This is a genomic window from Sphingobacterium composti (genome assembly GCF_009829075.1).
In the GTDB taxonomy this organism is placed as follows: domain Bacteria; phylum Bacteroidota; class Bacteroidia; order Sphingobacteriales; family Sphingobacteriaceae; genus Sphingobacterium; species Sphingobacterium composti.
This window is the reverse complement of the sequence record NZ_WUQZ01000013.1, coordinates 14,440-40,804: the sequence shown is the minus strand read 5'-3', so window position 1 is coordinate 40,804 and position 26,365 is coordinate 14,440. Positions and strand designations below refer to the sequence as shown.

General features: G+C 35.6%; 34 protein-coding genes. 24 read left to right on the top strand and 10 right to left on the bottom strand.

All coding sequences use genetic code 11. The annotated features are described in order from the left end of the window. Positions 1-7 precede the first annotated feature (7 nt). Positions 8-1,153: a DNA polymerase III subunit gene (locus tag GOQ17_RS09885; protein WP_159637192.1), complete on the bottom strand. Its 1,146-nt coding sequence runs from the start codon at positions 1,151-1,153 to the stop codon at positions 8-10. A 123-nt stretch (positions 1,154-1,276) separates the two neighbouring features. Between GOQ17_RS09885 and dnaN the strand changes: the two genes are divergently transcribed. The 18 genes from dnaN (at position 1,277) to GOQ17_RS09795 (ending at position 15,423) form a co-directional block, all read left to right on the top strand. After that, positions 1,277-2,401: a DNA polymerase III subunit beta gene (gene dnaN, locus GOQ17_RS09880; protein WP_159637191.1), complete on the top strand. Its 1,125-nt coding sequence runs from the start codon at positions 1,277-1,279 to the stop codon at positions 2,399-2,401. A gap of 13 nt (positions 2,402-2,414) precedes the next feature. Next, on the top strand, positions 2,415-3,074 hold the full coding sequence (locus tag GOQ17_RS09875) for a DedA family protein (protein WP_159637190.1): 660 nt from the start codon (positions 2,415-2,417) through the stop codon (positions 3,072-3,074). Positions 3,075-3,101: 27 nt separating this feature from the next. Further along, positions 3,102-3,743: a DedA family protein gene (locus tag GOQ17_RS09870; protein WP_159637189.1), complete on the top strand. Its 642-nt coding sequence runs from the start codon at positions 3,102-3,104 to the stop codon at positions 3,741-3,743. A 51-nt stretch (positions 3,744-3,794) separates the two neighbouring features. After that, positions 3,795-4,670 (top strand): YicC/YloC family endoribonuclease, encoded by an 876-nt coding sequence (locus GOQ17_RS09865; protein WP_159637188.1) that lies wholly within the window; start codon positions 3,795-3,797, stop codon positions 4,668-4,670. A gap of 5 nt (positions 4,671-4,675) precedes the next feature. Further along, positions 4,676-5,245 (top strand): guanylate kinase, encoded by a 570-nt coding sequence (gene gmk / locus GOQ17_RS09860; protein WP_159637187.1) that lies wholly within the window; start codon positions 4,676-4,678, stop codon positions 5,243-5,245. Then, positions 5,245-5,826 (top strand): nicotinate (nicotinamide) nucleotide adenylyltransferase, encoded by a 582-nt coding sequence (nadD, locus tag GOQ17_RS09855; protein WP_159637185.1) that lies wholly within the window; start codon positions 5,245-5,247, stop codon positions 5,824-5,826. The genes gmk and nadD overlap by 1 nt, the downstream gene beginning before the upstream one ends. Before the next feature lie 59 nt (positions 5,827-5,885). Next, positions 5,886-6,074, top strand: a complete 189-nt coding sequence (locus GOQ17_RS09850) for a CsbD family protein (RefSeq protein ID WP_159637184.1) — start codon at positions 5,886-5,888, stop codon at positions 6,072-6,074. Between the two features lie 76 nt (positions 6,075-6,150). After that, positions 6,151-6,930, top strand: a complete 780-nt coding sequence (gene surE, locus GOQ17_RS09845; protein ID WP_159637183.1) for a 5'/3'-nucleotidase SurE — start codon at positions 6,151-6,153, stop codon at positions 6,928-6,930. After that, complete coding sequence (locus GOQ17_RS09840) at positions 6,930-7,196, top strand: hypothetical protein (RefSeq protein WP_159637182.1); 267 nt, start codon at positions 6,930-6,932, stop codon at positions 7,194-7,196. The genes surE and GOQ17_RS09840 overlap by 1 nt, the downstream gene beginning before the upstream one ends. 209 nt (positions 7,197-7,405) lie before the next feature. After that, on the top strand, positions 7,406-8,281 hold the full coding sequence (locus GOQ17_RS09835; RefSeq protein WP_159637180.1) for a menaquinone biosynthesis family protein: 876 nt from the start codon (positions 7,406-7,408) through the stop codon (positions 8,279-8,281). Positions 8,282-8,404: 123 nt separating this feature from the next. After that, positions 8,405-11,686 carry a preprotein translocase subunit SecA gene (secA, locus tag GOQ17_RS09830; RefSeq protein ID WP_159637179.1) on the top strand — a complete coding sequence of 1,094 codons (3,282 nt, stop codon included), beginning with the start codon at positions 8,405-8,407 and terminating at the stop codon, positions 11,684-11,686. Positions 11,687-11,722: 36 nt separating this feature from the next. Beyond that, positions 11,723-12,181 (top strand): SPOR domain-containing protein, encoded by a 459-nt coding sequence (locus tag GOQ17_RS09825; RefSeq protein ID WP_159637178.1) that lies wholly within the window; start codon positions 11,723-11,725, stop codon positions 12,179-12,181. A 21-nt stretch (positions 12,182-12,202) separates the two neighbouring features. Continuing rightward, positions 12,203-13,384 carry a M20 metallopeptidase family protein gene (locus GOQ17_RS09820; protein ID WP_159637177.1) on the top strand — a complete coding sequence of 394 codons (1,182 nt, stop codon included), beginning with the start codon at positions 12,203-12,205 and terminating at the stop codon, positions 13,382-13,384. A 6-nt stretch (positions 13,385-13,390) separates the two neighbouring features. Beyond that, a complete protein-coding gene (locus GOQ17_RS09815; protein WP_159637175.1) occupies positions 13,391-13,954 on the top strand; it encodes a thiamine pyrophosphokinase in 564 nt (187 codons plus the stop codon). Position 13,955: 1 nt separating this feature from the next. Next, positions 13,956-14,444 (top strand): GNAT family N-acetyltransferase, encoded by a 489-nt coding sequence (locus GOQ17_RS09810; RefSeq protein WP_159637174.1) that lies wholly within the window; start codon positions 13,956-13,958, stop codon positions 14,442-14,444. Positions 14,445-14,498: 54 nt separating this feature from the next. After that, positions 14,499-14,813 carry a rhodanese-like domain-containing protein gene (locus tag GOQ17_RS09805; RefSeq protein WP_159637173.1) on the top strand — a complete coding sequence of 105 codons (315 nt, stop codon included), beginning with the start codon at positions 14,499-14,501 and terminating at the stop codon, positions 14,811-14,813. Positions 14,814-14,889: 76 nt separating this feature from the next. Further along, the gene (locus tag GOQ17_RS09800) at positions 14,890-15,186 is read left to right on the top strand and encodes a hypothetical protein (protein WP_159637172.1); all 297 of its coding nucleotides are present in this window, start codon (positions 14,890-14,892) and stop codon (positions 15,184-15,186) included. Next, a complete protein-coding gene (locus tag GOQ17_RS09795; protein ID WP_159637171.1) occupies positions 15,187-15,423 on the top strand; it encodes a DUF6358 family protein in 237 nt (78 codons plus the stop codon). Between the two features lie 42 nt (positions 15,424-15,465). Here GOQ17_RS09795 and gcvT read toward each other — a convergent pair whose 3' ends face one another. The 5 genes from gcvT to GOQ17_RS09770 all read right to left on the bottom strand — a co-directional run bounded on the left by gcvT (position 15,466) and on the right by GOQ17_RS09770 (position 18,961). Beyond that, positions 15,466-16,545 carry a glycine cleavage system aminomethyltransferase GcvT gene (gene gcvT / locus GOQ17_RS09790; RefSeq protein ID WP_159637242.1) on the bottom strand — a complete coding sequence of 360 codons (1,080 nt, stop codon included), beginning with the start codon at positions 16,543-16,545 and terminating at the stop codon, positions 15,466-15,468. 122 nt (positions 16,546-16,667) lie between these two features. Further along, complete coding sequence (locus GOQ17_RS09785; protein ID WP_159637169.1) at positions 16,668-17,363, bottom strand: pseudouridine synthase; 696 nt, start codon at positions 17,361-17,363, stop codon at positions 16,668-16,670. Continuing rightward, complete coding sequence (locus tag GOQ17_RS09780; RefSeq protein ID WP_159637168.1) at positions 17,363-17,731, bottom strand: hypothetical protein; 369 nt, start codon at positions 17,729-17,731, stop codon at positions 17,363-17,365. The genes GOQ17_RS09785 and GOQ17_RS09780 overlap by 1 nt, the downstream gene beginning before the upstream one ends. Before the next feature lie 23 nt (positions 17,732-17,754). Then, positions 17,755-18,246 (bottom strand): DUF4112 domain-containing protein, encoded by a 492-nt coding sequence (locus GOQ17_RS09775; RefSeq protein ID WP_159637167.1) that lies wholly within the window; start codon positions 18,244-18,246, stop codon positions 17,755-17,757. 1 nt (position 18,247) lies between these two features. After that, positions 18,248-18,961 (bottom strand): SIMPL domain-containing protein, encoded by a 714-nt coding sequence (locus GOQ17_RS09770; protein WP_159637166.1) that lies wholly within the window; start codon positions 18,959-18,961, stop codon positions 18,248-18,250. Positions 18,962-19,100: 139 nt separating this feature from the next. On the opposite strand from GOQ17_RS09770, the gene GOQ17_RS09765 reads away from it, so the two are divergent. After that, positions 19,101-19,292, top strand: coding sequence for a cold-shock protein (locus GOQ17_RS09765; protein ID WP_132778007.1), 192 nt, complete (start codon positions 19,101-19,103; stop codon positions 19,290-19,292). 71 nt (positions 19,293-19,363) lie between these two features. Here GOQ17_RS09765 and GOQ17_RS09760 read toward each other — a convergent pair whose 3' ends face one another. After that, positions 19,364-19,756, bottom strand: coding sequence for a DUF805 domain-containing protein (locus tag GOQ17_RS09760; protein ID WP_236537115.1), 393 nt, complete (start codon positions 19,754-19,756; stop codon positions 19,364-19,366). Between the two features lie 146 nt (positions 19,757-19,902). Then, entirely contained in the window at positions 19,903-20,625 is a 723-nt protein-coding gene (gene recO, locus GOQ17_RS09755) for a DNA repair protein RecO (protein ID WP_159637165.1), read from the bottom strand. Between the two features lie 301 nt (positions 20,626-20,926). Here recO and rpmB point away from each other — a divergent pair, with 301 nt between their 5' ends. The 5 genes from rpmB (at position 20,927) to rimO (ending at position 24,276) form a co-directional block, all read left to right on the top strand. Then, positions 20,927-21,160 (top strand): 50S ribosomal protein L28, encoded by a 234-nt coding sequence (rpmB, locus tag GOQ17_RS09750; protein ID WP_132778010.1) that lies wholly within the window; start codon positions 20,927-20,929, stop codon positions 21,158-21,160. Between the two features lie 72 nt (positions 21,161-21,232). Next, a complete protein-coding gene (gene rpmG, locus GOQ17_RS09745; protein ID WP_002998409.1) occupies positions 21,233-21,415 on the top strand; it encodes a 50S ribosomal protein L33 in 183 nt (60 codons plus the stop codon). A 47-nt stretch (positions 21,416-21,462) separates the two neighbouring features. Beyond that, on the top strand, positions 21,463-21,624 hold the full coding sequence (locus tag GOQ17_RS09740; RefSeq protein WP_149914076.1) for a DUF4295 domain-containing protein: 162 nt from the start codon (positions 21,463-21,465) through the stop codon (positions 21,622-21,624). 146 nt (positions 21,625-21,770) lie between these two features. Then, positions 21,771-22,733: a signal recognition particle-docking protein FtsY gene (gene ftsY / locus GOQ17_RS09735; RefSeq protein ID WP_159637163.1), complete on the top strand. Its 963-nt coding sequence runs from the start codon at positions 21,771-21,773 to the stop codon at positions 22,731-22,733. Positions 22,734-22,938: 205 nt separating this feature from the next. Next, positions 22,939-24,276 carry a 30S ribosomal protein S12 methylthiotransferase RimO gene (rimO, locus tag GOQ17_RS09730; protein WP_159637162.1) on the top strand — a complete coding sequence of 446 codons (1,338 nt, stop codon included), beginning with the start codon at positions 22,939-22,941 and terminating at the stop codon, positions 24,274-24,276. Positions 24,277-24,752: 476 nt separating this feature from the next. On the opposite strand, the gene GOQ17_RS09725 is transcribed toward rimO, so the two are convergent. Continuing rightward, complete coding sequence (locus GOQ17_RS09725; RefSeq protein ID WP_159637161.1) at positions 24,753-25,415, bottom strand: response regulator; 663 nt, start codon at positions 25,413-25,415, stop codon at positions 24,753-24,755. Positions 25,416-25,519: 104 nt separating this feature from the next. Continuing rightward, positions 25,520-26,344 (bottom strand): N-acetylmuramoyl-L-alanine amidase, encoded by an 825-nt coding sequence (locus GOQ17_RS09720; RefSeq protein WP_159637160.1) that lies wholly within the window; start codon positions 26,342-26,344, stop codon positions 25,520-25,522. Between the last annotated feature and the right edge of the window lie 21 nt (positions 26,345-26,365).

Here is a 26,365-nt window from a genome sequence, read left to right as displayed (position 1 = left end):
TTTCTTTCTATATATATTGAGTCCCTTTTGGGAACGTTTGATATTTGAACAATAAAACTAATTGCAAAGATAAATCTAAAAATAATATTTTAGGATTACCATTTCTTTCGATGCCATAATGTGTTTTTTCTAACAAATCGATAGCTTCTGTCAATTGTTCAAATAGGTATAATTCACTAAATTTTTCGACAAATTTGAGTTCCTCTTCTTTCAAAAATACTAAACTTCGCAAGCCTTGCTGCATCAACATGATTTGTCGAATCATATTAATAGCATAAAGTAAGAAACTTTTTTGATTTTCACGTCCTAATTTGGAAAGATTATCATCCGTAAGTTTCATTAATTCAGCACCTCTATCGGTCACAATAGCACGCATCCATTCTACGAACGTCACAAAATTACTATTATGCTCTTGATGAGAAAGAACATTTAAGGCTTCCTGTATATTGCCATCCGCGATGAAAGCAATTTCGTTGGCTACTGAATTTTCTAAATGATGTTGCTCTATTAGGTAGTTTTTTATTTCGTCGTGACCAATTTTGTTGATTTTGACCAATTGTGTACGAGAAATAATTGTACTTAATATTTTTTCCTGATTTTCTGCTACGAGTAGAAATAGCGTTTTGGCAGGCGGTTCTTCAATGAGCTTCAACAAAGCATTTCCTTCTTTGTCTAAATATTCTGGAAGCCACATAATCAATACTTTATACTCTGCCTCGAAAGCCTTTAAGCTTAATTTTTTGATAATATCGTGTACTTCTTTGATAGGAATATTTGCCTGTTTATTTCCTGCGTCTAATTGTTCACGCCAATAGTCGAGCCCCAAATAAGGGTTTTTGCTAATTCCTTCTCTCCATTCTTGCAATACATCAATGGCAACCGCCGTGTCTTTTGAAGGATAAAAAGGATAAGAAAAGTGCAAGTCAGGATGAATAAATCGTTGATATTTGTGACATGAGCTACATTCTCCGCAGCTATCATTCTCTTGCTTATTCTGACAATTTATATATTGAGCATAGGCAATTGCAAGAGCCAAAGAACCAGAACCTTCGGGGCCTAGAAACAGCTGAGCATGACTTACTCGATTGTTTTTAACCGAATTAATCAGATGATTCTTTACCTCTTGATGTCCTATTATATCTCTGAATTGCATAAATATTTCATCACAAATGTACTAAAATTAAAATTGTATAAATAATGGCTTACTGGCATTTGAGATTCGAATTTTAGATTTTAATTACGTAATATTGCATATAAGTAAAATATCGCAAAAAGCATGAGATTCATTGTATCCACTTCAGTCTTATTAAAACAACTTCAAGCCATCAGTGGCGCGTCAAGTAGCAGTACTGTTCTTCCGATTTTGGAAAACTTCTTGTTTGAAATAAAAGACAATATGCTGACTATATCAGCTACAGACTTACAAACAAGTATGGTTACTTCATTACCTATTGAAGCAAAAGAAGAAGGTCGAGTAGCGATGCCATCGAAAATTTTGATCGATACATTAAAAACATTACCAGATCAGCCTGTTGCTTTTTCTGTAGACACGAAAACACTGGCTATAGAGATTAGTGCTGGTGATGGTAAATACAAATTGAGTGGTGAGAATGCGGAAGATTTTCCAAAAATTCCTGTCGTAGAGAATGTTTCTACAGTGAAATTGGCTTCTTCTATTCTTTCTGAAGCGATAAATAAAACAATTTTTGCAGTTAGTAACGATGAGTTACGTCCTGCAATGTCGGGCGTATTAGTTCAGTTGAGTGAACAGAATATCACGTTTGTTTCTACAGATGCTCACCGATTGGTAAGATACCGTCGTACAGATGTTGGTGCAGAAAAATCTACTTCAATTATTCTTCCTAAAAAAGCGTTGACATTATTGAAGTCGTCATTGCCTTCGGATGATACTACGGTATCAGTGGAGTACAATAATACAAATGCATTCTTCCAATTTGGAAGCATCAATTTGATCTGTCGTCTAGTAGATGAACGATACCCGGATTACGAAGCGGTAATACCTCAGGTGAACCCAAATAAATTAACTGTAGATCGTTCATTATTCTTAAATATCTTACGTCGTGTAGTAATTTTTGCAAACAAAACTACACACCAAGTGCGATTGAAAATTAATGGTTCAGAATTACATATTTCAGCCGAAGATTTAGATTTCTCGAATGAAGCACATGAAAGATTGAGTTGTCAATTTGAAGGTGATGATATGGAAATCGGTTTCAATGCGAAATTTTTAGTTGAAATGTTGAATAACCTGAATTGTGAAGAGGTGGTTTTGGAAATGAGTAGTTCTAATCGTGCTGGTCTTTTAGTTCCTGCTGTTAAAACAGATAATGAAGAGATCCTTATGTTGGTGATGCCTGTAATGTTGAATAACTACAATTAATTTATAGCACGTTTTGGATTTCATATATTCTTTAGTAGATTTTATTCTTCACATTGATGATCATTTGATTCAGATTGTGAATGACTATAAGTATTGGACTTATTTAATTTTGTTTCTTATCATTTTTGTAGAAACAGGGGTAGTTGTGATGCCTTTTTTACCAGGCGATTCTTTGTTGTTTGCAGCCGGAATGTTAGCGGCACAGCCGAATGAATTGAATGTTTGGTTACTGATTGGTTTGTTGCTAATTGCTGCAATAGCTGGCGATTCATTAAATTATTCCATTGGCAAGAATTTTGGAATGCGTATTACAAAATTTAAGTTATTTGGAAAGCAAATGGTGACAGATGCACAAATCGAAAAGACACACTCATTTTATGAAAAATATGGTAGCAAAACCATTGTAATTGCTCGATTCGTGCCGATAGTGAGAACACTGGCTCCCTTTGTAGGCGGTATTGGTCGTATGAATTATGCTACTTTCATTACTTATAATGTAGTCGGAGCAATTTTATGGGTTGTAGGACTGACCTTAGCGGGATATTTTTTAGGTAATATTCCATTTATACGAGACAATTTCTCACAAGTAGTGATGGCTATCATAGTACTATCTGTACTACCAATAGTATACGAAGTGATAAAAGAAAAATTTTTTAACAAAAAGGAAGCCTAAAAAGCTTCCTTTTTGTTTTAATAGCATATGGAATTGATATCTGCTTTAATAGATTTTATATTGCATATTGATAAGCATTTGGTCAGTATCGTCAATGATTATCAATACTGGACTTATTTGATATTGTTTCTTATCATATTTGCGGAAACAGGATTAGTCATTACACCCTTTCTTCCCGGAGATTCAGTTTTATTTGCGATGGGAGCTTTAATAGCAAAACCAGAAACAGATTTAAATATACTTGTTATGCTACTGTTATTAATAGCAGCAGCCATTATTGGTGATTTTGTAAATTATGAAATCGGCAAGAATTTTGGAGTTCGAGTATTCAAAGAGGATGCTAAAATATTTAAGCTGTCTTATCTAGAGAAGACCCAGAATTTCTACGTGAAACACGGCAGTAAAACTATTATCTACGCACGCTTTGTGCCTATCGTTCGCACATTTGCTCCTTTTGTAGCGGGTATTACTAAGATGAGCTATAGTCATTTTGGTAAATACAATATGATAGGTGGAATTCTGTGGGTTTCAATATTCCTCTTTGCAGGTTATTTCTTCGGGCAAATTGAATTCATCCAGCATAATTTTTCATTAGTTGTGTTAGCTATTATTGGTATTTCCTTGCTCCCACCTATATTGGAGGTTTTTAAATCAAAAAGCAGAAGTTAATTGCTATTTGCAAATAATTTCCTTTTACTCTGATAATTCCTACCTTTGCATATGATAAAATCAATGACTGGCTATGGTGTTGGCACGCAGGAAAACGCGAAAGTCAAATACACTGTCGAAATAAAATCCCTTAATTCTAAATTTTTGGAACTAAGTATACGTCTTCCCAAAGTCGTATCGGATAAAGAATTGACACTTCGTGGAGAGTGCAGTAAGCTTATCGAGCGTGGCAAAGTCAATGTTATGATTTCATCAGAATACACAGACCAAACAGCTAAGGCGTCATCTATTAATGCAGAATTGCTCAAAAAATATTACAATCAGTTAAAAGATATTGCATCTGAAGTTGGCGAAAGTAGTTCTGCGTTATTTAATCTAGCGCTTAATATGCCTGAAGTTATTTCAACAAATGATGATGAGGTGGATGAAGAAGAGGGTAAAGTCTTGATGGATGCTTTTTATAGTGCGGTTGATAAATTTAATACTTTTCGCGCCGATGAGGGACGAATCTTAAAGGGTGATTTAGAAAAACGTGTTGACCTCATTCTCGCATACTTGACAGAGGTAGAAGCTGTCGAAGGTGATCGTATTCCTTTGATTCGTGAGCGTCTAAGCCAATATATGGAAGATGCTGTCGGTAAAGAAAATATTGACAAAAATAGATTCGAGCAGGAGATAGTATTCTATATCGACAAATTGGATATTACAGAAGAAAAAGTCAGGTTAAGAAGTCATTGTAATTACTTTATCAAAGCGTTGAATTCAGATGATTCTAATGGTAAGAAATTAGGTTTTATCTCCCAAGAAATGGGTCGTGAAATCAATACGCTTGGCTCAAAAGCAAATAATGCGGATATACAGCAAATTGTCGTTCGCATGAAAGAAGAACTGGAAAAAATAAAAGAACAACTACTAAACGTACTATAATAAGCATGAGCGGAAAGCTAATCATCTTTTCGGCACCATCTGGGGCTGGTAAAACAACGATTGTAAAACACTTATTAAGTAAATATCCAGATAAATTTGAATTTTCTATCTCGGCGAGTACACGTGCTCCACGTGGAGAAGAAGTAGATGGTAAGGATTATTACTTTATTTCTCAGGAAGAGTTTTTACATAAAGTTGCAAAACAGGAATTTATCGAATTTGAAGAGGTTTATGCAGGTACGTATTATGGCACATTGCGCTCGGAAGTAGAAAGAATTTGGGCTTTAGGCAAGCATGTAATCTTTGATATCGATGTGGTTGGTGGCTTGCGATTGCGTTCTAAATTTCCAGAACAAGCGTTAGCTATTTTTGTGAATCCGCCTTCATTAGAGGTTTTGAAAGAACGTTTAGCAGGTCGAGGAACAGACTCAGAAGAAAAATTGCAAGAACGTTATGCTAAAGCCGAGCATGAACTAAGTTTTGCTGATAAATTTGATGTTATTCTTAATAATTTTGAATTAGAAACAGCTAAAGCCGAAGCAGAAAAATTAGTGTTAGATTTCCTTTCTAAATAATGGCGAATAAGAAAATTGGTTTATTTTTTGGCTCTTTTAACCCTATTCACATTGGGCACTTAATCATTGCTAATTATATGGCTAATTTTACCGAGCTCGATGAAGTTTGGTTTGTGGTTTCACCTCAAAACCCTTTCAAAGAGAAGAAATCTTTGGGCAATATGTACGATAGGCTTGAGATGGTTAATCTGGCGATTGAAGGTTCGGACAAACTTCGTGCGTCTGATATAGAGTTCAATCTACCACAGCCTTCTTACACGATTGATACGCTTGTTTATTTGCAAGAGAAATATCCCAATCGTGATTTTGTCTTGATAATGGGAGAGGATAATCTTGAGGGTCTAATGAAATGGAAAAATGCAGAGATTATTTTGCGTGATTATCAGATTGTCGTTTACCCAAGACCAGGGTACGATGGTGGCGAATTGAAAAACCATCCATCGGTGACAATGACCGATACTCCCGTGATGGAATTGTCCTCTACTTTTTTGCGTCAGGCTATCAAAGAAAATAAAAACATAAAATATTTCACTCCAGATAAGGTTGTAGATTTTATCGATAAAAAGGGTTTGTATTTGTAAACAAATTTTAATTCTGATTGTTATACTAATTCACTAACAATAAAATGGAGGTAAAACACATGGATAAACTAGATTTAAAAGGTAAGTGGAACGAAATGAAAGGTAAAATCAAGCAAGAATATGCTGATTGGACTGATGATGATTTAAAATACGAAGAAGGAAAAGATGAAGAGTTATTAGGACGCCTTCAACAAAAATTGGGTAAAGCTCGTGAAGAGGTTGTCGATTGGTTGAAAGGTTTAGGTTAATCATTTTTTCTTCAAAAAAATAAAGCTCCGATACTGAATTTAGTATCGGAGCTTTATTTTTCCTTAACTTTACATTATGACAAATAACAAGCCGACCATATTGGTAGTAAATGACGATGGTATTACCGCACCGGGTATTAAGGTATTATTGGAAGAAATGCAGAAATTGGGCAATGTCGTCGTGGTAGCGCCTGATGCACCACAATCGGGCATGGGCCATGCAATTACCATTGGTAAGCCTTTGCGTCTTGATAAGATAGAACTGTACGAAGGTGTAGAAATGTACAAATGTTCGGGTACACCAGTGGACTGTGTGAAATTAGCTGTTGACCGTATTTTCAAAGATAAAAAACCTGATTTGTGTGTTTCGGGTATCAACCATGGATTGAATTATTCTATCAATGTATTGTATTCCGGAACGATGTCAGCTGCTGTAGAGGGTGCTATTGAAGGGATTCCATCGATTGGCTATTCATTGGATGATTTTTCACATGGAGCAGATTTTTCACACACGAGACCTTATTTGTTGAGCATAGCGGAACAAGTTTTACAAAACGGATTGCCAAAAGGCACCTTATTGAATGTCAATTTTCCACATATTGAAAAAGGAATTCAAGGCGTGAAAATCTGTCGTCAAGCCAATGGTAATTGGGTGGAGGAATTCGAATACCGTAAAGACCCACACAATCGTGATTACTACTGGATGACTGGTCGTTATGATTGGGTTGACCGTGGTGAAGATACAGATGTGTTTGCTATCAATAATGGATATGCGTCGATTGTGCCAACGCAATTTGATATGACTGCTCACCATGCAATTCCAGAACTTAACTCTTGGGCTTTTGATATAAAATAATGCAGCAGAACTCCATATTTACGGGCGTCATTTTGGGAAGTATAGCGCCTTTAGCGGCATATCTTATGATGACTTATACGAGCTTTCAACAACAATTTTTTGCAGAAAAGCCCATTGCATTATATGTGATTGCCACGGTTATTAACTTAATAATTGTGCGTTTTGCTTATCGTGGAGGTAAGGAATCCTTAGCGAAGGGAATCGTATTGATTACATTCGTTGCTATGTTGGTTTTGATTTTCGTCACTAAGTTGAAAGTAGGATAATACTAATTGACAATTGATAATTATTAATTGTCAATTAGTGGGGTTTCTCCTAACGTCGAAATGACAGTATTTTCACGTCATTTCGAACGGAAATAAGTGTAGAGAGAAACCTAATAATTTTAAAACTGTCATTCTGACCAAACCGAAGAATCTGTAAGTAAAAGGATTCCTCTATTGTCGGAATGACATTATAAATAAAATATATTACCATGAAATTAAGTTTAGGGTTTTCGCCGTGTCCGAATGATACATTTATTTTTGATGCATTGATTCATCATAAAATCGATACAGAAGGATTGGAATTTGAAGTCGAGTATCATGATGTCGAAACCTTAAATCAAAAAGCTTTTAACAAAGAACTAACGATAACCAAACTCAGTTATCATGCTTTTGCTTATGCTGTAGAAGATTACGAGTTGCTAGATGCTGGTTCAGCTTTGGGTTTTGGCGTAGGACCTTTGTTGATTACCAAAAATCAAGAATTAGCACAAAAGTTTTCTGCTTATGCAGGAGACGATATGCCCGAAGAATTCAAAACCCTAAAAATTGGAATTCCAGGGAAATACACCACCGCTAACTTTCTATTAGGATTGGCTTATCCGGAATTGCAAAACAAAGAAATTTTAGTTTTTTCGGATATCGAATCGGCTTTATTAAATGGCAAAATTGACTTAGGATTGATTATTCACGAGAATCGCTTTACTTATCACGATAAAGGATTATTTAAAGTCGTGGACTTAGGCGACTTTTGGGAGAAAACGACAGAAAGTCCGATACCACTGGGAGGTATTGTCATTAAACGTGACTTACCACAAGAAATCAAAGAAAAAGTCAATCGCTTAATCCGTCAAAGTGTAGAGTATGCTTTTGAAAATCCAAAATCAGGAATTGACTATATCCGTTCGTACGCACAAGAAATGGAAGAAGCGGTCATGTATAAGCATATTGAACTCTATGTAAATCAATATTCTGTCGATTTAGGTGAAATTGGTAAAAAGGCAATAACTTCAATGTTTAATCGTGCATATCAGTTGAATATTGTCCCTAAAACGGAAAAAAATGTTTTTTTGAAAGGAAATGATTAAAAATCTTATATAAGATTAAAAGTTATCATTACGAATAATTAAATTTGCCCGACGAGTGCCAAAATGTCCTGAATAAGAGTTTGGTTTCAATTTTGCGCATGTGAAAAGAGATAAAATAAAATTATGTTAAAATTCTTAAGTAAATTATTTGGTAGCAAGTCAGAACGTGATATCAAATCTATACAGCCAATAGTCGAGAAGATTAAAGGAGAATATAGTAAGCTAACCAATTTGTCACATGACGAGCTTCGTGCTAAAACAATTGAATTTAAAAGCCGTATCCAAGAATATTTAAAAGAAATTGACGCGGAAATCTCCGAACTGAAAGGCAAAGCTGATGACCAATCAGTGGATATTTCGGAAAAAACTGAGGTTTACGAGAAAATCGATAAATTAAAGAAAGATCGTGATAAAAAGCTTGAGGAGGTATTAGCAGATATCTTACCTGAAGCTTTTGCTGTTGTTAAAGAAACGGCACGTCGTTTTACAGAAAATGAAGTTGTAGAGGTAACTGCGACTGACTTCGATAGAGAATTAGCAGCTCGCAAGCCAAATGTAACTATCGTGGGCGATAAATCACACTGGGCAAACAAATGGTTGGCTGCAGGCAATGAAGTTACCTGGAATATGGTTCATTATGACGTGCAGTTGATAGGTGGTATCGTATTGCATCAAGGTAAAATTGCGGAGATGATGACGGGCGAGGGTAAGACTTTGGTAGGAACATTACCAACTTACTTAAATGCATTGTCAGGTCAAGGGGTACATATCGTAACGGTAAATGATTACTTAGCAAAACGTGACTCCGAATGGAATGCGCCAATTTTTGAATTCCATGGTTTGTCTGTAGATTGTATCGATAAGCACCAACCAAATTCGCCTCAACGTCGTAAAGCTTACCAATCTGATATTGTTTACGGTACGAATAACGAATTTGGTTTTGACTACTTGCGTGATAATATGACGCAAACACCAGATGCTATGGTGCAGCGCAAATTACACTTTGCGATGATCGATGAGGTGGATTCAGTATTAATCGATGATGCACGTACACCATTGATTATCTCAGGTCCTATCCCAATGGGTGACCAGCATGAGTTTTACCAATTGAAACCACGTATTGAGCGTTTGGTTAACGCGCAAAAAGCATATATTAATACCGTATTCAACGAAGCGAAGAAAGCAATTGCTGCAGGCGATACAGACCCTGAAAAAGGCGGTTTAGCTTTATTCCGTTCGTATAGAGGTTTGCCGAAAAATAAAGCATTGATAAAGTTCTTGAGTGAAAATAATCACCGTCAAATCTTGCAAAAAGTAGAAAACTTCTACATGCAAGAGCAAAATCGTCATATGCCAAAAGCAGACAAGGAGCTTTTCTTTGTTATTGACGAGAAAAATAACCAAGTAGAACTTACGGAAAAAGGTATTGAATTAATCACTGCTCAAGGCGAAGATCCGAGTTTCTTCATCTTGCCAGATGTAGGTACCGAAATCGCTGAAATAGAAAAATCAGATGCTTCTTTAGAAGAAAAAGCAGCTCGTAAAGATGAATTATTGCGTGATTATTCTGTTAAAGCAGAACGTATTCACTCGATTAATCAATTATTGAAAGCTTATACGCTATTTGAAATTGATGATCAATATATCGTAGATGATGGTAAGGTTAAGATTGTTGACGAGCAGACAGGTCGTATTATGGACGGTCGTCGTTACTCAGATGGTCTTCACCAAGCAATCGAAGCGAAAGAAAATGTAAAAGTAGAAGATGCGACACAAACGTACGCTACAGTTACTTTGCAAAACTACTTCCGTATGTACCACAAATTAGCAGGTATGACGGGTACTGCATCGACAGAAGCGGGTGAGTTGTGGGAGATTTACAAATTAGATGTGGTTGAAATTCCTACTAACAGAGGAATTTCACGTGAAGACAAGCAAGATTACATTTACCGTACTGCACGTGAGAAATATAACGCCGTAGCTCAAGAGATTCAAACATTGACAGAGGCAGGTCGTCCAGTATTGGTGGGTACGACTTCTGTGGAGATTTCAGAATTATTGAGCCGTATGTTGAAATTGCGTGGTATCAAACATAATGTATTGAACGCGAAATTGCATCAACGTGAAGCAGAAATTGTAGCAGAAGCCGGAAAACCAGGACAAGTTACAATTGCTACTAACATGGCTGGTCGTGGTACGGATATTAAATTGACCGAAGAGGTAATCAAAGCGGGAGGTTTAGCGATCATAGGTACAGAGCGTCACGAATCACGTCGTGTTGACCGTCAGTTACGTGGTCGTGCAGGTCGTCAAGGTGATCCAGGTTCTTCTCAATTCTTTGTATCATTAGAAGATCCGTTAATGCGTTTATTCGCTTCTGAGCGTATCTCAAACATCATGGTGAAAATGGGTGTTGAAGATGGCGAAGTTATGCAACACAGCATGTTGACAAAATCTATTGAGCGTGCACAACGTAAGGTAGAGGAAAACAACTTCGGTATTCGTAAACGTCTATTGGAATATGATGACGTAATGAACTCTCAACGTAATGTAATTTATACTAAACGTAAGAATGCATTATTTGGAGAGCGTCTGGATGTTGACTTGAACAATACTATTTATGATGTTGTCGAAGACATAGTTATCTCAGCAAAGGAAGATGGTTCGTATGATGAATTCCAAATCGAAATAATTCGAATATTCTCAGTTGATCCTGCTATTACAGCTGAAGAATTTGCATCAGCGAGTGTAGATACATTGACGGACAAATTGTTTACTCAAGTCATTACACATTATCAAAATAAAGCTAAAACCATCGCTTCTCAGACATTACCTGTATTAAGAAATGTATTGGCTGAGCGTGGAGATATGGTCGAAAATATTGTAGTTCCTTTTACAGACGGTATTCGTGGCATTCAAGTTTCAACTAATTTGAAGAAAGCTGTTGAGTCTGAGGGTGAAGATGTATTTAGATCATTTGAAAAAGGCATAGTTCTTGCTTTAATTGATGAAGCGTGGAAGGAACATTTGCGCGAAATGGACGATTTGAAACAATCTGTTCAGAATGCTGTCTATGAACAAAAAGACCCAATTATTATTTATAAAATGGAAGCATTTAACTTGTTCAAAGCAATGTTAGCTTCTATGAATAAAGATATTGTAAGTTTCTTGTTCAAGGGTGAGATTCCAGGTCAACAACAACCTCAAAACATTGAGGAAGCAAAACCTGTACCTGCTCAACCAGCAAACGTAGTAGCTACAAAACAGAGTTTGGATTCTCCTACTGGTGTTTCAGAAGAAGATGTTGCGGTTACGCAGCCAATCCGTAAAGAGCAAGCTATAGGCAGAAATGACGAATGTCCTTGCGGATCAGGATTGAAATACAAAAATTGTCACGGTAAATAATCGTAGACAATTCTATTAAAGGAGTTTAAATTAGAGATGTTGTATCAAAAGGGATTGATTTTAGTAAGTGCTATTTGCTTGATGTTTATTCAAGCTAAAGGTCAAGAAAGTAATAGTGTGATTGTTCAGCAAGATTCGCTTATTACTTTGTTGCAGAACTTTAGAGCCGCACATGAAATCAATCCTACAACAGCTCGTCTCATTAGTCTGGGGACAAAGCCTGTTGATAAATCTAAAGCCACGCGCGTAAAACGAAAGGGATTTAGAGTTCAAATATATGCTGGATCTAATCGTAGTGATGCCTATGCTATGCAAGCAAGATTCAAAAATCAATTTTCGGATATGGATACGTACATCAGCTACTCTGAACCTAATTATAGAGTAAAAGTTGGTGATTTTAGAAGTAGAGCTCAGGCAACCGAATTTATGAATAGCATCCGCTCCCTATACAAAAGTGTCTTCATTTTCCAAGAAGATATTTGGGTTTGGGAATAATCAATTAAAAATATAGCCAATATGAAGCATGAAATAAAACAGTTGGCAAAGAAATTCTTTTCCGAAACGATTGAAAACCGCCGCCACCTACACCGTAATCCTGAGCTTTCTTTCGAAGAATATAATACTTCTGCTTTCGTTAAGTCTGAATTAGATAAATTGGGTATTCCTTATGAATCTATGGCAAACACGGGAGTTGTAGGTTTGATAACAGGAGATCTGGCATCAGACAAAGTCATTGCTCTTCGTGCGGATATGGATGCTTTACCAATCACTGAGGTGGAAGGTAGAAGTTATGGTTCTCAAAATGTAGGTGTGATGCATGCTTGTGGTCACGATGTACATACATCCTCATTATTGGGTGTTGCAAGAATTTTAAATGAATTAAAACCACATTTTGGCGGACAGATAAAGTTTATTTTTCAACCTGGAGAGGAAAGATTACCTGGGGGAGCTTCGATTATGATCAAAGAAGGAGTTTTAGAGAACCCAACTCCCGAAGCGATTTTTGGTCAGCATGTGATGCCATTCATCGAGGCTGGTAAAGTTGGATTCCGTTCAGGACAATATATGGCATCTTGTGATGAGTTATTCATGACCGTGCGTGGAAAAGGTGGACACGGCGCACAACCACACCAAAATATAGATCCTATCGCCATTACAGCGCAAATCATTTCTGCTTTGCAGCAAGTAGTTAGTCGCTATGCCGATCCTCGTATTCCAACAGTACTTTCTTGGGGTAAAATCGTTGGCAATGGTGCGACTAATATTATTCCTGATGAAGTTTATCTAGAGGGTACATTCCGAACATTCAATGAGGAATGGCGTGCAAAAGCTCATGAAAAAATGGTGAAAATAGCTGTTGGTATTGCTGAGAGCATGGATGCAACTTGCGACTTTGAAGTACGAAAAGGCTATCCATACCTCGTAAATGAACCCTCGACTACAGCGGCGGCACGTGAGGCGGCGGTAGATTATTTAGGAGAAGAGAATGTTGTTGAACTAGATTTGTGGCCTGCAGCTGAAGATTTCTCTTATTATTCTCAAGTGGCTAATGCTTGTTTTTACCGTTTAGGAACAGGTAATAAAGCAAAGGGTATACAGTCTGCTGTGCACACGCCTACTTTTGATATTGATGAAGATGCTTTAGAGCTAAGTATTGGTTTGATGGCCTATATCGCTTATTCTAAATTGACTAAATAAATTTTCATGTCTTCTCATCATATTGTTCGTGAAAATCAAGAGCCTGCTCTTTTGGTAGCAGAGTTTAATGCTCTACCTGAAGACTATTTTGGGCAACTACTCGAGTGGTCCCCTACTATTATTACGAATTTTGAAAATCTAGATTATTTCCTTTCTCAGGGAATTAAGATTGATGTTTTATATGAGCAAGGAATAGAAGCTATTTTTCAGGAGGAAATTAAGATTATTTCTCGGGAAAAAGATTTTTTGGAAGATACATTGTCCTATCTGATAGAAAATAAATATAAAGCCGTAAACATTCTGTTAGGCGAATTGGATTCTACTATTATTGAATTTGCTGATAGAATCAATATTGTTGTTTTTACTAATGGTGTACGTTACGCTGTTGTGAGGACATATTTTGAAAAATGGAAAGCAAAGGGTGAAATTATGTTTCTAGACATTTCCATATTAAAGTCTTTTACTGGTTTGAGACACTTGAAGGAAAATGTGTTTGAAGTGTTTGAAGATGGATTTGTGGTAGTAGAGATGAATACAGATGATTTTGTTTTCGTAGGAGAATCTATATAATATGATAGAAATTCGTAAAGCAGAACTTGGCGATGCAATAATCATTCATCAACTAGCGCATCGGATTTATTTTCCAACTTATACAGGCATATTGAGCGAATCTCAAATGGTATTTATGTTGGAAAAGAGCTATACTGAGGTTGCTCTGCAAGAATCCATGCAGGCAGACCAAAAGTTTTTTCTAGCTTATTCAGATAATTTACCGGTAGGTTTTATGGCTTTGCGTGAGAAGGATGAAAACATTTTGAGAATAGAGAAGTTATATCTATTAACCGAATGCCAAGGTAAAGGTTTTGGAAAAAAACTAATTGATTTTGCAATAATGGAAGCATTGAATATGGGTAAGATTATTGTAGAGTTGAATGTTAACCGAGGAAACAGCGCTACTTCTTTTTATCACAAGATGGGCTTTGCAGTTGTGGAAGAGGAGGATATCCCTTATTATGGTTATGTATTAGATGATTTCATTATGCAAAAGAAAATTGCATAACTAATACAGATTCCTTTTGGAGAAATATTATATTTGATATTAAAATAAAAAGTCATGAAAGAAGTTACAGTTCTAGAATTAAAAGATATGATGGATCGCAACGAGGAATTTCAATTAATTGATGTTCGCGAGCCTTTTGAATATGAAGTGTCAAACCTTAATGGTCTTAATATTCCGTTAGCGGGAATTTTAATCGAGTCAGATAAAGTATCTAAAGATATACCTGTTATCATTCAATGTCGTTCGGGCAAGCGTAGTGCTCAAGCTGTCATGCTTTTGGAACAACAAGGATATACTAACTTATCAAATTTGCAAGGTGGCATACTCGCGTGGAAGGAAGAAATCGATCCAGAATTGGACGTGTATTAATCAATAGGACGTCAAATAATAAGAATCAATCAGAGAGACGGAAAATCGTCTCTCTTTTATTTTGTACTTTTGTGAGATGAAAAACTGGCACACACAGACTTTGCAGGCGTTTTATTTTAGTCTCATGTTTTATATAGGCGCTACTATTCTACTTTTATTAAAAGCTAGTATTGCTCCTATCCTATTTAGTTTTTCATTGTTGGTTTCGATGATTTGGGTATTTTTAGTGTTGAGAGAAATTTTGCTTTCTACACGTATTACCAATCTCGAACGTTTGATATTAGTGTTTTTTATTATTCTGCTCAATATTTTTTCTGGAATAGTTTATTTCTTATTACTACGTAAAAAAGTAATTGGAGATTTAAATAATTAAATGATGATGAAGAAACAATTTATACTTAATCTTTTACTTAATCTTGGGATTATCTTTTTGGTCATGAGTGGTATTTCCGCTTATCAAAGTGGAAATATGTTGATTCTAGGTCTTGCTATAGCCATATCGATTGTATTGATATACTTGAAAGTTGTCTTACTGAAACATGTAAAATCTGATTTTGTCAAAAAGCAAGAAGAAAGGCAATCTGTTGCTAAGAAAAGTAAAAAGGGTTAATCGATAGCGATTAACCCTTTTTAATGATATTCTGCCTTTAGATTATTTCACAAAAGGACCTTTTTTCACTTCCGCTTTTATTTTTTGGTTACGGATGTTGATATAAATTTCAGTTCCTGCTTTCGAGAATTCCGTATTGACATATCCCAAACCTATAGATTTTTTAAGTGTTGGCGATTGTGTTCCAGAAGTAACACGACCGATTACATTACCTTCAGCATCAACAATTTCGTAATCATGACGAGGAATACCTCTTTCGATCATTTCAAAACCTACTAATTTTTGTGCTGTACCATTTTCTTTCTCCGCTTTTAAGTTTTCGCTGTTCACGAAATCTTTAGTGAATTTAGTTACCCAACCTAATCCAGCGGCTAAAGGCGATGTCGTGTCATCAATGTCGTTTCCATATAGACAGAATCCCATCTCAAGACGTAGCGTATCACGTGCACCTAAACCTATTGGTTTGATTCCAAATGCTGCGCCCGCTTCGAAAATAGCATCCCATACTTTTTGAGCATCTTTATTTGCTACATAGATTTCAAAACCTCCAGCTCCTGTATATCCTGTTGCAGAAACAAGAACATTTTCTACGCCAGCGAATGTACCTTTAGCAAATGAATAATATTCCATTGATGCTAATTCAATGCTCGTAAGGCTTTGTAAAGCTTGAGCCGCTTTAGGTCCTTGTACAGCGAATAATGAAGTCTCATCCGATATGTCCTTCATCTCAACACCGTAAGTGTTGTATTTGCTGATCCAATTCCAGTCTTTCTCGATATTAGAAGCATTTACCACTAATAAATATGTAGTATCGTCAATTCTGTAAGTCAAAAAATCGTCAACTATGCCGCCATTTTCGTTTGGTAAGTATGCATATTGAATTTTACCGTCGTATAGCTTTGAAGCATCATTTGATGATACTTTTTGGATTAGATCTAGTGCTTTCTCCCCTTTCAATATAAATTCACCCATGTGACTCACATCAAATACGCCCACAGCTGTACGCACAGTTTCGTGTTCGTCATTGATGCCAGAATATTGAACAGGCATATTAAATCCTGCGAAAGGAACCATCTTTGCTCCTAAAGAAATATGATGGTCTGTTAAAACTGTATTTTTCATCATCAAAATGCTATAAAAAGTTTTTGTAAAAATAGCTAATATGTTGGTATTTTACGGCTTGTTTTTAATAATATAATAAATTCTGCCTATATACATTTGCAAAAACGAAAAATATTCGTCGTTTAGCGCACAGGATCTGATTGCATGCCTAAAATCTCCAAAACCCGTTTGAATTCTGATTTTATATTCGCTTTAATTTCTATTTTTTCATCAGTCCATGGGTGCACAAACTTCAATACAGATGCATGCAACATCATCGTATCCATTTCAAATCTCTCCTTCCACATTTTATTCTGCTTATTGCATCCATGTGGTCTATCGCCAATAATGGGATACATAATATGAGCAAAATGCCTACGGAGTTGGTGCATTCTACCCGTTTCAGGATTGGCTTCTACAAGCGAATATCTCGATGTAGGGAATTTTCCTTGTGGAACATGTATCTCAGCGGTGGCAATGCGTTTGTAATGTGTGATTGCTTCCTGCGAAGTCCCATTTTCTTTTAATAATGGATAATCAATTGTTCCTTCTTCTGGACAATAGCCTCTTAATATGGCTAAATATCGTTTGTCCATTTTCTTGTCTTGAAATAAAGATTGAGTTTTTTGATCAGTTTCTTTGTCCAAGGAGAACAATAATATTCCCCCAGTTTTGCGATCAAGACGATGCGCGGGGTAAACAGCCTGGCCTATTTGGTCTCTCAATAATTGCAGCGCAAATTCCGAAGCATCATTTGCAATGGAAGAACGATGTACTAATAATCCGTGTGGCTTGTTGATAGCAATTAGATGTTCGTCTCTATACAATATTTCGAGCATTATAGATTTTTAAGTAACCCCACTATTTCATCTGCTTTTTTATCTATTTCTGGACTCAGCCAAACTTTGGTAAAAGCTCCCCCTCCTATTGGCGTGTCTTCACCTTGCCATCTTATTTTTACCAAAGAGAATAAATAATAATTCTCAATAATCACGTTGTTCTGCACAAATTCTTGCACAACACGATCTCCAAATAATGCCATACCCAGTTCTATAGCATCTTGGTTTTCGTATTTGAGCTGGCTCTTCAATAAAGATTTGGCTTTATCTTTTACCGCAGATTCAAATTCTTCTTTCTTGGGATTGGTCAATATCGCGCCAATCATTATTCCTATAAGCACTAACGCAAATATTCTCGTTTTGGACATGGAAAAAGTTTATGTAATGAGTATTAGAATAAATTACCCAATGCAGTGAATAGCCATTCGGCTATCAGCCACATAAAGTAAAATACAGCAACACACAAAAATACTATAATAATGAATATAGTTATCAATAATCCTTTTGCACTTCCTTGATGCTTGCCTTCAAAATAATGTTCCTTGAGTAACCGAACGTTTTTTTTGTTTGCTTTATTGAAAAAGTCAAATACATAACCAAACAAAGGAATAGCCCCCATTATAGCGTCGTATAATACGTTTAAAAGCATTTTGACCGCTACTTTGGAGCCCGCACCATTGCGTAGCATAATTATCACGAGGACAATTGACATGCCGAAGGACACAAATTGTCCTGCATAAGGTATTAAATTCAAAAGAGGATCCAAGCCAAACTTGAATCCTCCGATACTAAATTTATTGTCCAGAATCGTAGATATCTGCTCTATCCAAGCAAAATCTTTTTCTCTCTTCTGGCGTATAAGGTGCTTGTTAGTCTCTTTCAATCTATTTCAATTCAAATACACCATCAATATAGCAAGTCAATTTGATTGGGCGAATATCCAACGACAATTCATTTGACTCTGCTCCTGCGCTATCCATCATTGCTGTTTTCGCATACATGCGAGGTTGAGGTATTAACTCTGCAAAATTAAAATTGCTGTTATCATTAATCACTAACACCTTCCCTACTGAGCCACCGTCGGCCGCGGCTAATATTTCAGCATTTTCGCGCGCATCTTTCACCGCTGCAGTTTTTAATTCTTTCTCTATTTCGCGTTTCTGTGTATGGTCATAGCCCGATATTGAAGTACTTTGCAAACCTTGTGGATCAACTTTGTCCAGCATAGCGTTCAAACCATTCAGGTTCGTTACTTTGATGCGGTATTGACGTGATTGAAGCATTTCATTGTTCTTCTTCTTATTGTCGTAATTGTAGCTATAAATATTTTGAACGGTGAAATCTTCTTTTTTAACACCATTAGCCATAGCTGCATCAAATAGTTGTTTTTCAATAGTTTCAATAAAAACTTTCTTTTTCATATTTCCATCCATATAGAATTCTTTAAGCGAAATAGAAAGATAAATAATGTCTGGTGTTACTTCTTTTTCAGCATAGCCTTTAGTCGCTACTTTGCGATATGATTCTATATTATTCGATTGTGCGTTTGTCATTATTATAGTTCCTAATAACACTGCTATTGTTAGTAATTTTTTCATAAATCGTTTGAAATTAATATTTTTTACTATAACGCATAGACAAAGAAAGTGCCACAATGTTTAATCTTTGTCCAAAAAATAATCTTGGAAAATATTTTTAAAATCATATCTTTAGATATAAATTAAATCTAATACAGTAATGCAAGAAGGTAAAGTAAAATTCTTTAATGAGACCAAAGGTTTCGGTTTCATAGTACCAGCTTCAGGTGAAAGTGAAATTTTTGTTCACGTTTCAGGATTAGTTGACAAAGTTCGTGAAGGTGATGACGTATCTTACGAAGTAGAACAAGGTCGTAAAGGTCTTAACGCGGTAAATGTAAAAGTTATCTAATAGATTCTAAATATATTTATTGTTAAAAAAGCTCGAAATCGTTAATTTCGAGCTTTTTTAGTTTATTGCATTTAACTATTTGTAAATGGATTGTGTGAATTTCTTTGATCTGCAAAAGGATCGTTATTTTCACCACCTTTTGGATCCGCGCCATATTCATTAGATCCAGAATCTCCTTCTTTTACAGATAAATAAATGAAGATTATCCAACCAATACAGCAAACAAACCACCATAAAATATTCCAGCCTGACTTGCCTATATCATGCATTCTCCTAACACCGACAGCTATGGTTGGGATTAATACCGCAAGAGAATAAAAGCCACTCAAATACCCTCCTTTTTGATAGCTTTGTACCCATTCCATGCCTGGAACATTGACCGGCTCGGCTTGGTAGGTGAAACCAAGCATACTGTCGAGTAAAGACAAACCCCATGAAATAATAATATTGAATAATATGAACATCCAAAATTCTTTTCTTCTGGCACGTCCGCTGAAGTTGGCGTAATTATCTCTTACGACCTTTAGATACCATTCCATAATTAAGTTCGATTAGTTAAAAAAATACTTTTTGTTAATCAAAAATAAGATATTTTTCGATTTGGTAAAGCCTAATGAAATATTTCCTCGAGAATTTGTAGAGAATTTACCGTTCCGAAGTTTTCGGTATGTAGTTTATAGAAGTTGATGATTTGTGACAATAAATAAATACGGTCTTCGTGCTTCATTTGAATTAAATGCGACTCTTCGTAAGAAATATTTAGTATCGTATGAAACATGTGGGTGTGTGGCTCCTGTAAGGTATAAGTATGTGCGGGAGCAAAGTTGGTAAATATGCCGTCTACCAAGTCAAAATACGCCAAATGCTTTTCTGAAGCTGTAGGCATATAGCCCAAAAATCGACTCAATTTCATCAAAAAGCAAAGATGGAAATTGTGTATAGGTTTCTCCGTTTGGTCGAGCCAAAGAATAGATTGCTGGATAAATCCAAAAAGTTGAGGTTCGGGTTGTTGCTGTTTTAAAACTTTGTACAATATTTCGTTCAAAAAGAGGGCGATTGAACTCTTGGCAATATCCAAAGGTATTTGTTGTAGAGCCGGTGAAGAAGTCGCTTCTTTAATCCGTTGTAATGCGCCAGATTCTTTGTAATAGACAACCATATCAAGTAGATGTAGCGGTTGCAGCATATTGATATGAATCTTGGCTTTGGGTTTACGTGCGCCATTGATGAGGTACGATTGTAGTCCAAACTCTTCTGTAAACAGCTGTGCCACTACACTATTTTCTGAATAATTTGTAACCTTTAACGCAATCGCACGTGTCTTCTGAAGCATGATTTCCCCTACTCTATTTTTTGACTAAAGTACTAAGTTGTGCTAGTATACACAAGATAGATTTTATGATGTTCTTGAAACTACAATGTGAATTGTTGATAACTATTTTATAGTAAAGCAATATGAGATAAATATTAAAAGCTCTACATTTGCCTATTCCTACCCTTTTTGTATTATTTTTAAAAATAATTCTACCCATATTGTTGTAGATTCCAAAAGAAATTTAGATATTTGCAAACTCTTTGCAGAGAGTGCAAAAGAGAATTGGTGTATAAATAGACAACATTAAAAATAAATAATCATGTCAAGAATTTGTGATTTAACAGGCAAAACGGCATTAAAAGGAAATAACGTATCTCACTCGAACGTTAAGACTAAACGTAAATTCTATCCTAATTTACAAACTAAACGTTTTTACATTCCTGAAGAAGATCGTTGGATCACTTTGAAAGTGTCTACGGCTGCAATTAAAACAATTAACAAAAACGGTATTACTTCGGTAATCAATAAATTTATCAAAAAAGGATACGTTTAATAGATAATCCGCCTGTTAATTTAAAAATATTCATGAACTAATAGTCCGTGAGGATTAAACAAAGTAAAAACAATGGCTAAAAAAGGAAATAGAGTACAAGTAATCTTAGAGTGTACTGAACACAAAGAAAGTGGTCTTCCAGGGATGTCACGTTACATCACTACAAAAAACAAAAAGAACACAACAGAGCGTTTAGAGTTGAAAAAATTCAACCCTGTATTGAGAAAAGTAACTGTTCATAAAGAAATTAAGTAATTAATTTTTGAATTCGTGTAAGCGGTTCAATATAAAAACATAATACCATGGCAAAGAAAGCGGTAGCATCATTACAAAAAGGTGGTGGTAAAGAATTTACAAAAGTTATTATCACTGCAAAATCTGCTAAAACTGGAGCTTATACTTTCAAAGAAAGTATGGTACACAACGACAACGTAAAAGATGTTGTTGCAGCAGCTTCAAAATAAGCAATCAAGATATTCCTTTTTTAAAGTTTTTCTTTAAAAAAAACTGAAAGCCGTTTTGGTATACTCACCGAAAGGGCTTTTTTAGTATGGCAAGATTTCAGTATATTTGAGCTTGAATTTTAAGCATTACTTATCACCAGTATTTCATGGGTTTATTTGATTTTTTCAAGAAGAAACAAGAGGCGCCAGAAGCGCAAGAGGCTTTGGATAAAAGTTTGGAGAAAACTAAAGAAGGTTTCTTTTCAAAAATTACGAAGGCAGTAGTTGGTAAATCTACTATTGATGATGATGTATTGGACAATCTCGAAGAGGTGTTGGTTACTTCTGATGTAGGTGTAACGACTACTTTAAAAATTGTAGAAAGAATCCAAGAGCGTGTTGCACGTGATAAGTATGTAGGTACAGATGAATTGAATCGTCTATTGAAAGAGGAAATTCAAGCTCTTTTAGCAGAAAACAATAGTAACGATTTTGAAAGCTTCGCATATAGCAATCACAAACCTTATGTGATTATGGTCGTAGGGGTGAACGGTGTTGGTAAGACGACTACAATTGGCAAATTGGCGCATCAACTGAAAGAAGCAGGAAACAAGGTTGTACTTGGTGCTGCTGATACTTTTAGAGCTGCTGCCGTCGATCAAATCAAACTTTGGGGCGAAAGAGTAGGTGTACGAGTTGTCGCGCAAGCGATGGGTTCAGATCCGGCTTCAGTAGCTTTTGATACGATTCAGTCGGCTGTTTCGAATGGTGATGATGTAGCTATAATTGATACTGCGGGTCGTCTGCATAATAAAGTGGGCTTGATGAATGAGCTTGGTAAAATCAAAAATGTGATGCAGAAGGTCGTTCCTGGCGCTCCGCATGAGATTTTGTTAGTGTTAGATGCTTCGACTGGTCAAAATGCAATCGAGCAATGTACACAATTTACACAAGCAACTGATGTGAATGCTTTGGCATTGACAAAATTGGACGGTACAGCAAAAGGTGGTGTTGTAATTGGCATTTCAGATCAGTTCAAAATTCCTGTAAAATATATTGGTGTAGGAGAGAAGATAGGTGATTTGCAGCTTTTCAACAAACGTGAGTTTGTAGAGTCGCTATTTAAATAATATTTGAATAAGTCTCTCCAATTACTCCGTCATTCTAATGAAGTGTAACGCAATGAGAAATCGCATCTGTTTAGATTTCTCCTTTATGTCGTAATGACGAAAGATACTTTTACTACCTTTCAAGAAAGAAAATCTGTCTTAAAAATAATTTTTTGAAACATAAATTGTGCACTAATTCATTAATCCGCACAATTCAATCATAATAATGAAAACTAAACATAGTAAATTCGAACCTGTCTTAGCAAAACCTCGTGTGAACGTAGTTACATTGGGATGTTCGAAAAATATTCACGATTCGGAAGTGTTGATGGGTCAATTGAAAGGAAATCAAATTGATGTCGTACACGAATCGAACAATATACAAGCAAATGATATCGTAGTTATTAATACTTGTGGTTTCATTGATAACGCAAAACAGGAATCTATTGATACGATTTTGCAGTTTTCAGAACTTAAAGACCAAGGTAAAGTAAATAAGGTGATTGTAACGGGCTGTCTTTCTGAGCGCTATAAGCCAGAATTGCAGTCTGAAATTCCTAATGTGGATGCTTATTTCGGAACGAATGATCTGCCTGAATTATTATCTACAATTGGTGCTGATTATCGCCACGAACTGTTAGGTGAGCGTCTATTGACTACGCCTTCTCATTTTTCGTACTTCAAAATTGCGGAAGGATGTAACCGTCCATGTTCATTCTGTGCGATACCTTTGATGCGTGGTAAGCATGTTTCCAAATCTATTGATGATTTAGTCAAAGAAGCTAAATTTTTGGCTTCTAATGGAACGAAAGAGCTTATTCTTATCGCACAAGATTTGACGTATTATGGTTTGGATATTTACGGTAAACGTAATCTTTCGGATTTGTTGCGTCACCTTTCGGATGTAGATGGCATCGAGTGGATTAGATTACAATATGCATATCCTTCAGGTTTTCCAATGGACATATTGGACGCTATGAATGAACGTAGTAATATCTGTAATTACCTAGATATGCCATTGCAACATATTTCCGACAATATGTTGACATCTATGCGTCGCGGTACTTCTAAGCAAAAGCAAATCGACTTAGTGAATAAGATTCGTGATAAAGTGCCTGATATTGCTTTGCGTACAACTTTGATTTGTGGTTACCCGGGTGAGACAGAGCAGGATTTCCAAGAAATGCTAGAATGGGTAGAAGAAACTCGTTTTGACCGTTTGGGATGTTTTACGTATTCCCATGAGGAAAAAACACATGCACATACCTTACAAGATGATGTTCCTGAAGAAGTAAAGCAGGAGCGTGTTGAAGCTATAATGGAAGTGCAACAAGGTATTTCATACGATATTAATCAAACCAAAGTTGGTAAAGAATTCAAAGTTTTAGTAGATAGAGTAGATGGAGATTATTTTATAGGACGTACAGAGTATGATTCACCTGAAGTGGATAATGAGGTCGTATTGAATGCGAAAGAAAACTATGCCCGTATTGGTGATTTTGTACGGGTGAAGGTAGATAGAGCCGAAGATTTTGATTTGTATGGGACGATTGTTAAAGTATAAATGAAATAATCTTAAAACTCATATTAGTTAGCACATAACGTTAACAAAATAATAAAGGAGCAACCAAACTGTTTGCTCCTTTTTACTTTAGGAATTAAATTATTAATTGGGATTATTAACTTCAGTTCGAAAAGCCCCCCAAAAAAATCACACACTTTAAAAGGGGGCTTAGTTTGATTGATTTGGAAAACTTAACTTTAAAAGTCCAATTCCTTACAATCAAATTTATCTACCTATCTAAATTTCAAAATTTACTTGTCTGTATATCATATGGATAAACAACTATACAAATAGACGATAAGTTTGCTTATTTTACAACATCTAAACAAGTGATTTTATTAAATCACTTGTTTAGGGGATGCTTAAAAAAGCTATATAAGTACTTTTCTTTAAAAATATTATTTATACAAAGATTGTTTTGAGGCAAGTGGCATTTGAATCCAGTATTTAGATCACGTAGTTTTAATTAGTAAGATCTAAATAAGATTATTTTTATTAGCAAAGGTTATTAATTCAGTAATTTTTTTTACACCGCACTTCGCCATAATATTTTTGCGATGTGTATCTACTGTATTCACACTTATAAAAAGAGAATTGGCAATTTTACTGCTTGATTGACCTTCTGCAATCAGTTTAAGAACTTCTCTTTCGCGATTAGATAAATTAATCTCACGATTAGTTAATTTTTCTTTGTGATTGTCAGCGTTCGTTAAAAATGCATCCAAAACCTTTTTTTGAACATTTTCGTCTAAATAGTTCTGACCATTATAGACTGTTTGAATAGCCGTGACAAGTTCTTGCTTGGCAATATTTTTTAGCACATAACCTTTAGCACCTAGATTTAATGCTTCTCTAATAAGGTCTGTATCATCATAACCCGTAAGCATGATAATTTTTTGATTTGGATATTTTGAGAGGATGGTTTTTAAACATTGAATACCATCAACCATTGGCATATTAAAGTCTAATAAGATTACATCAGGCTTTTCAATTTCTATTGTTTCCAATAAAGAATAAATATGCAAACAAGAACTGATTTTACCAAAGCCCTCTACTTTAGATAATATTAGTGTAAGTCCTTCAACGATAATTCGTTGATCTTCCACTATAAGTATATTAATCTCGTTTTGCTTATGCATGTTTTTCATTAGTCTTGCTCAAAGATAGCAAGTAAATTTAAATATTATAATCGTGAATTTATATTATTTCTTAGAAATAAATCATGAAACAAATAGTCCATATCTTATAAGTATTTCTTAAAAATTGAATACAATATTTTTAAGTCTTGCTCATTCAAATTAGCCGTATTCGCATCTCTTTGAATATAATGATGTTTAAAACCCTTGATCGCTGCATCGAGGTTTTTGACATCGTATCCAATGACACGGAGAGCTAGTCGGACATCAAAGTTTGCTGGAGGAGTCTCTAAATAATCATCATACCAGTATCCAAACCCCGCATCTGCTAACTTTTTCCATGGGAATCTTGAGGGGTCATTTTTGCGTGTTGGCGCATAGTCCATATGCCCTATAAAATTGGCTTGAGGTATCTTATAACTTTCTTTCAAATAGCTTAGTAAACTAATCAACGCTTCAATTTGAGCATCAGGCCATGGATCCGAGATGCCATTATTATCCAGTTCTATACCAATAGATGAGGAGTTAAGGTCGGTATCATTTCCCCATTTACCTGCTCCAGCATGATGTCCACGATACAGATCATTGACCATTTGAACGATTTTCCCATCTCTTCCTATTACATAATGAGAACTTACGCCTGCACGTGCGCTATGAAACGTTTTAACAGTTTGAGCTAAAGAATCTTGAGCTGTGTGATGAATCATCACGTAATTAGGTTTTCTTGTGCCAAAATTAATCGAACCTATCCATTCTTTCTCTGTAGCATTTATTTTCTCTAGTTGCGTAGTAACAGGAGCTTCACGATATAGTTGTGCAAATTCTTTTGCTTTTTTCTTATAAACTTTTTCTGTAGCGGCATATTTGCCTCCTCCACATGAAGCGGCTAAAATCGCAGTAAACATGAATGGTACAAAAAGTGCTTTTCTCATTGTTTTAAATAGAATATGATG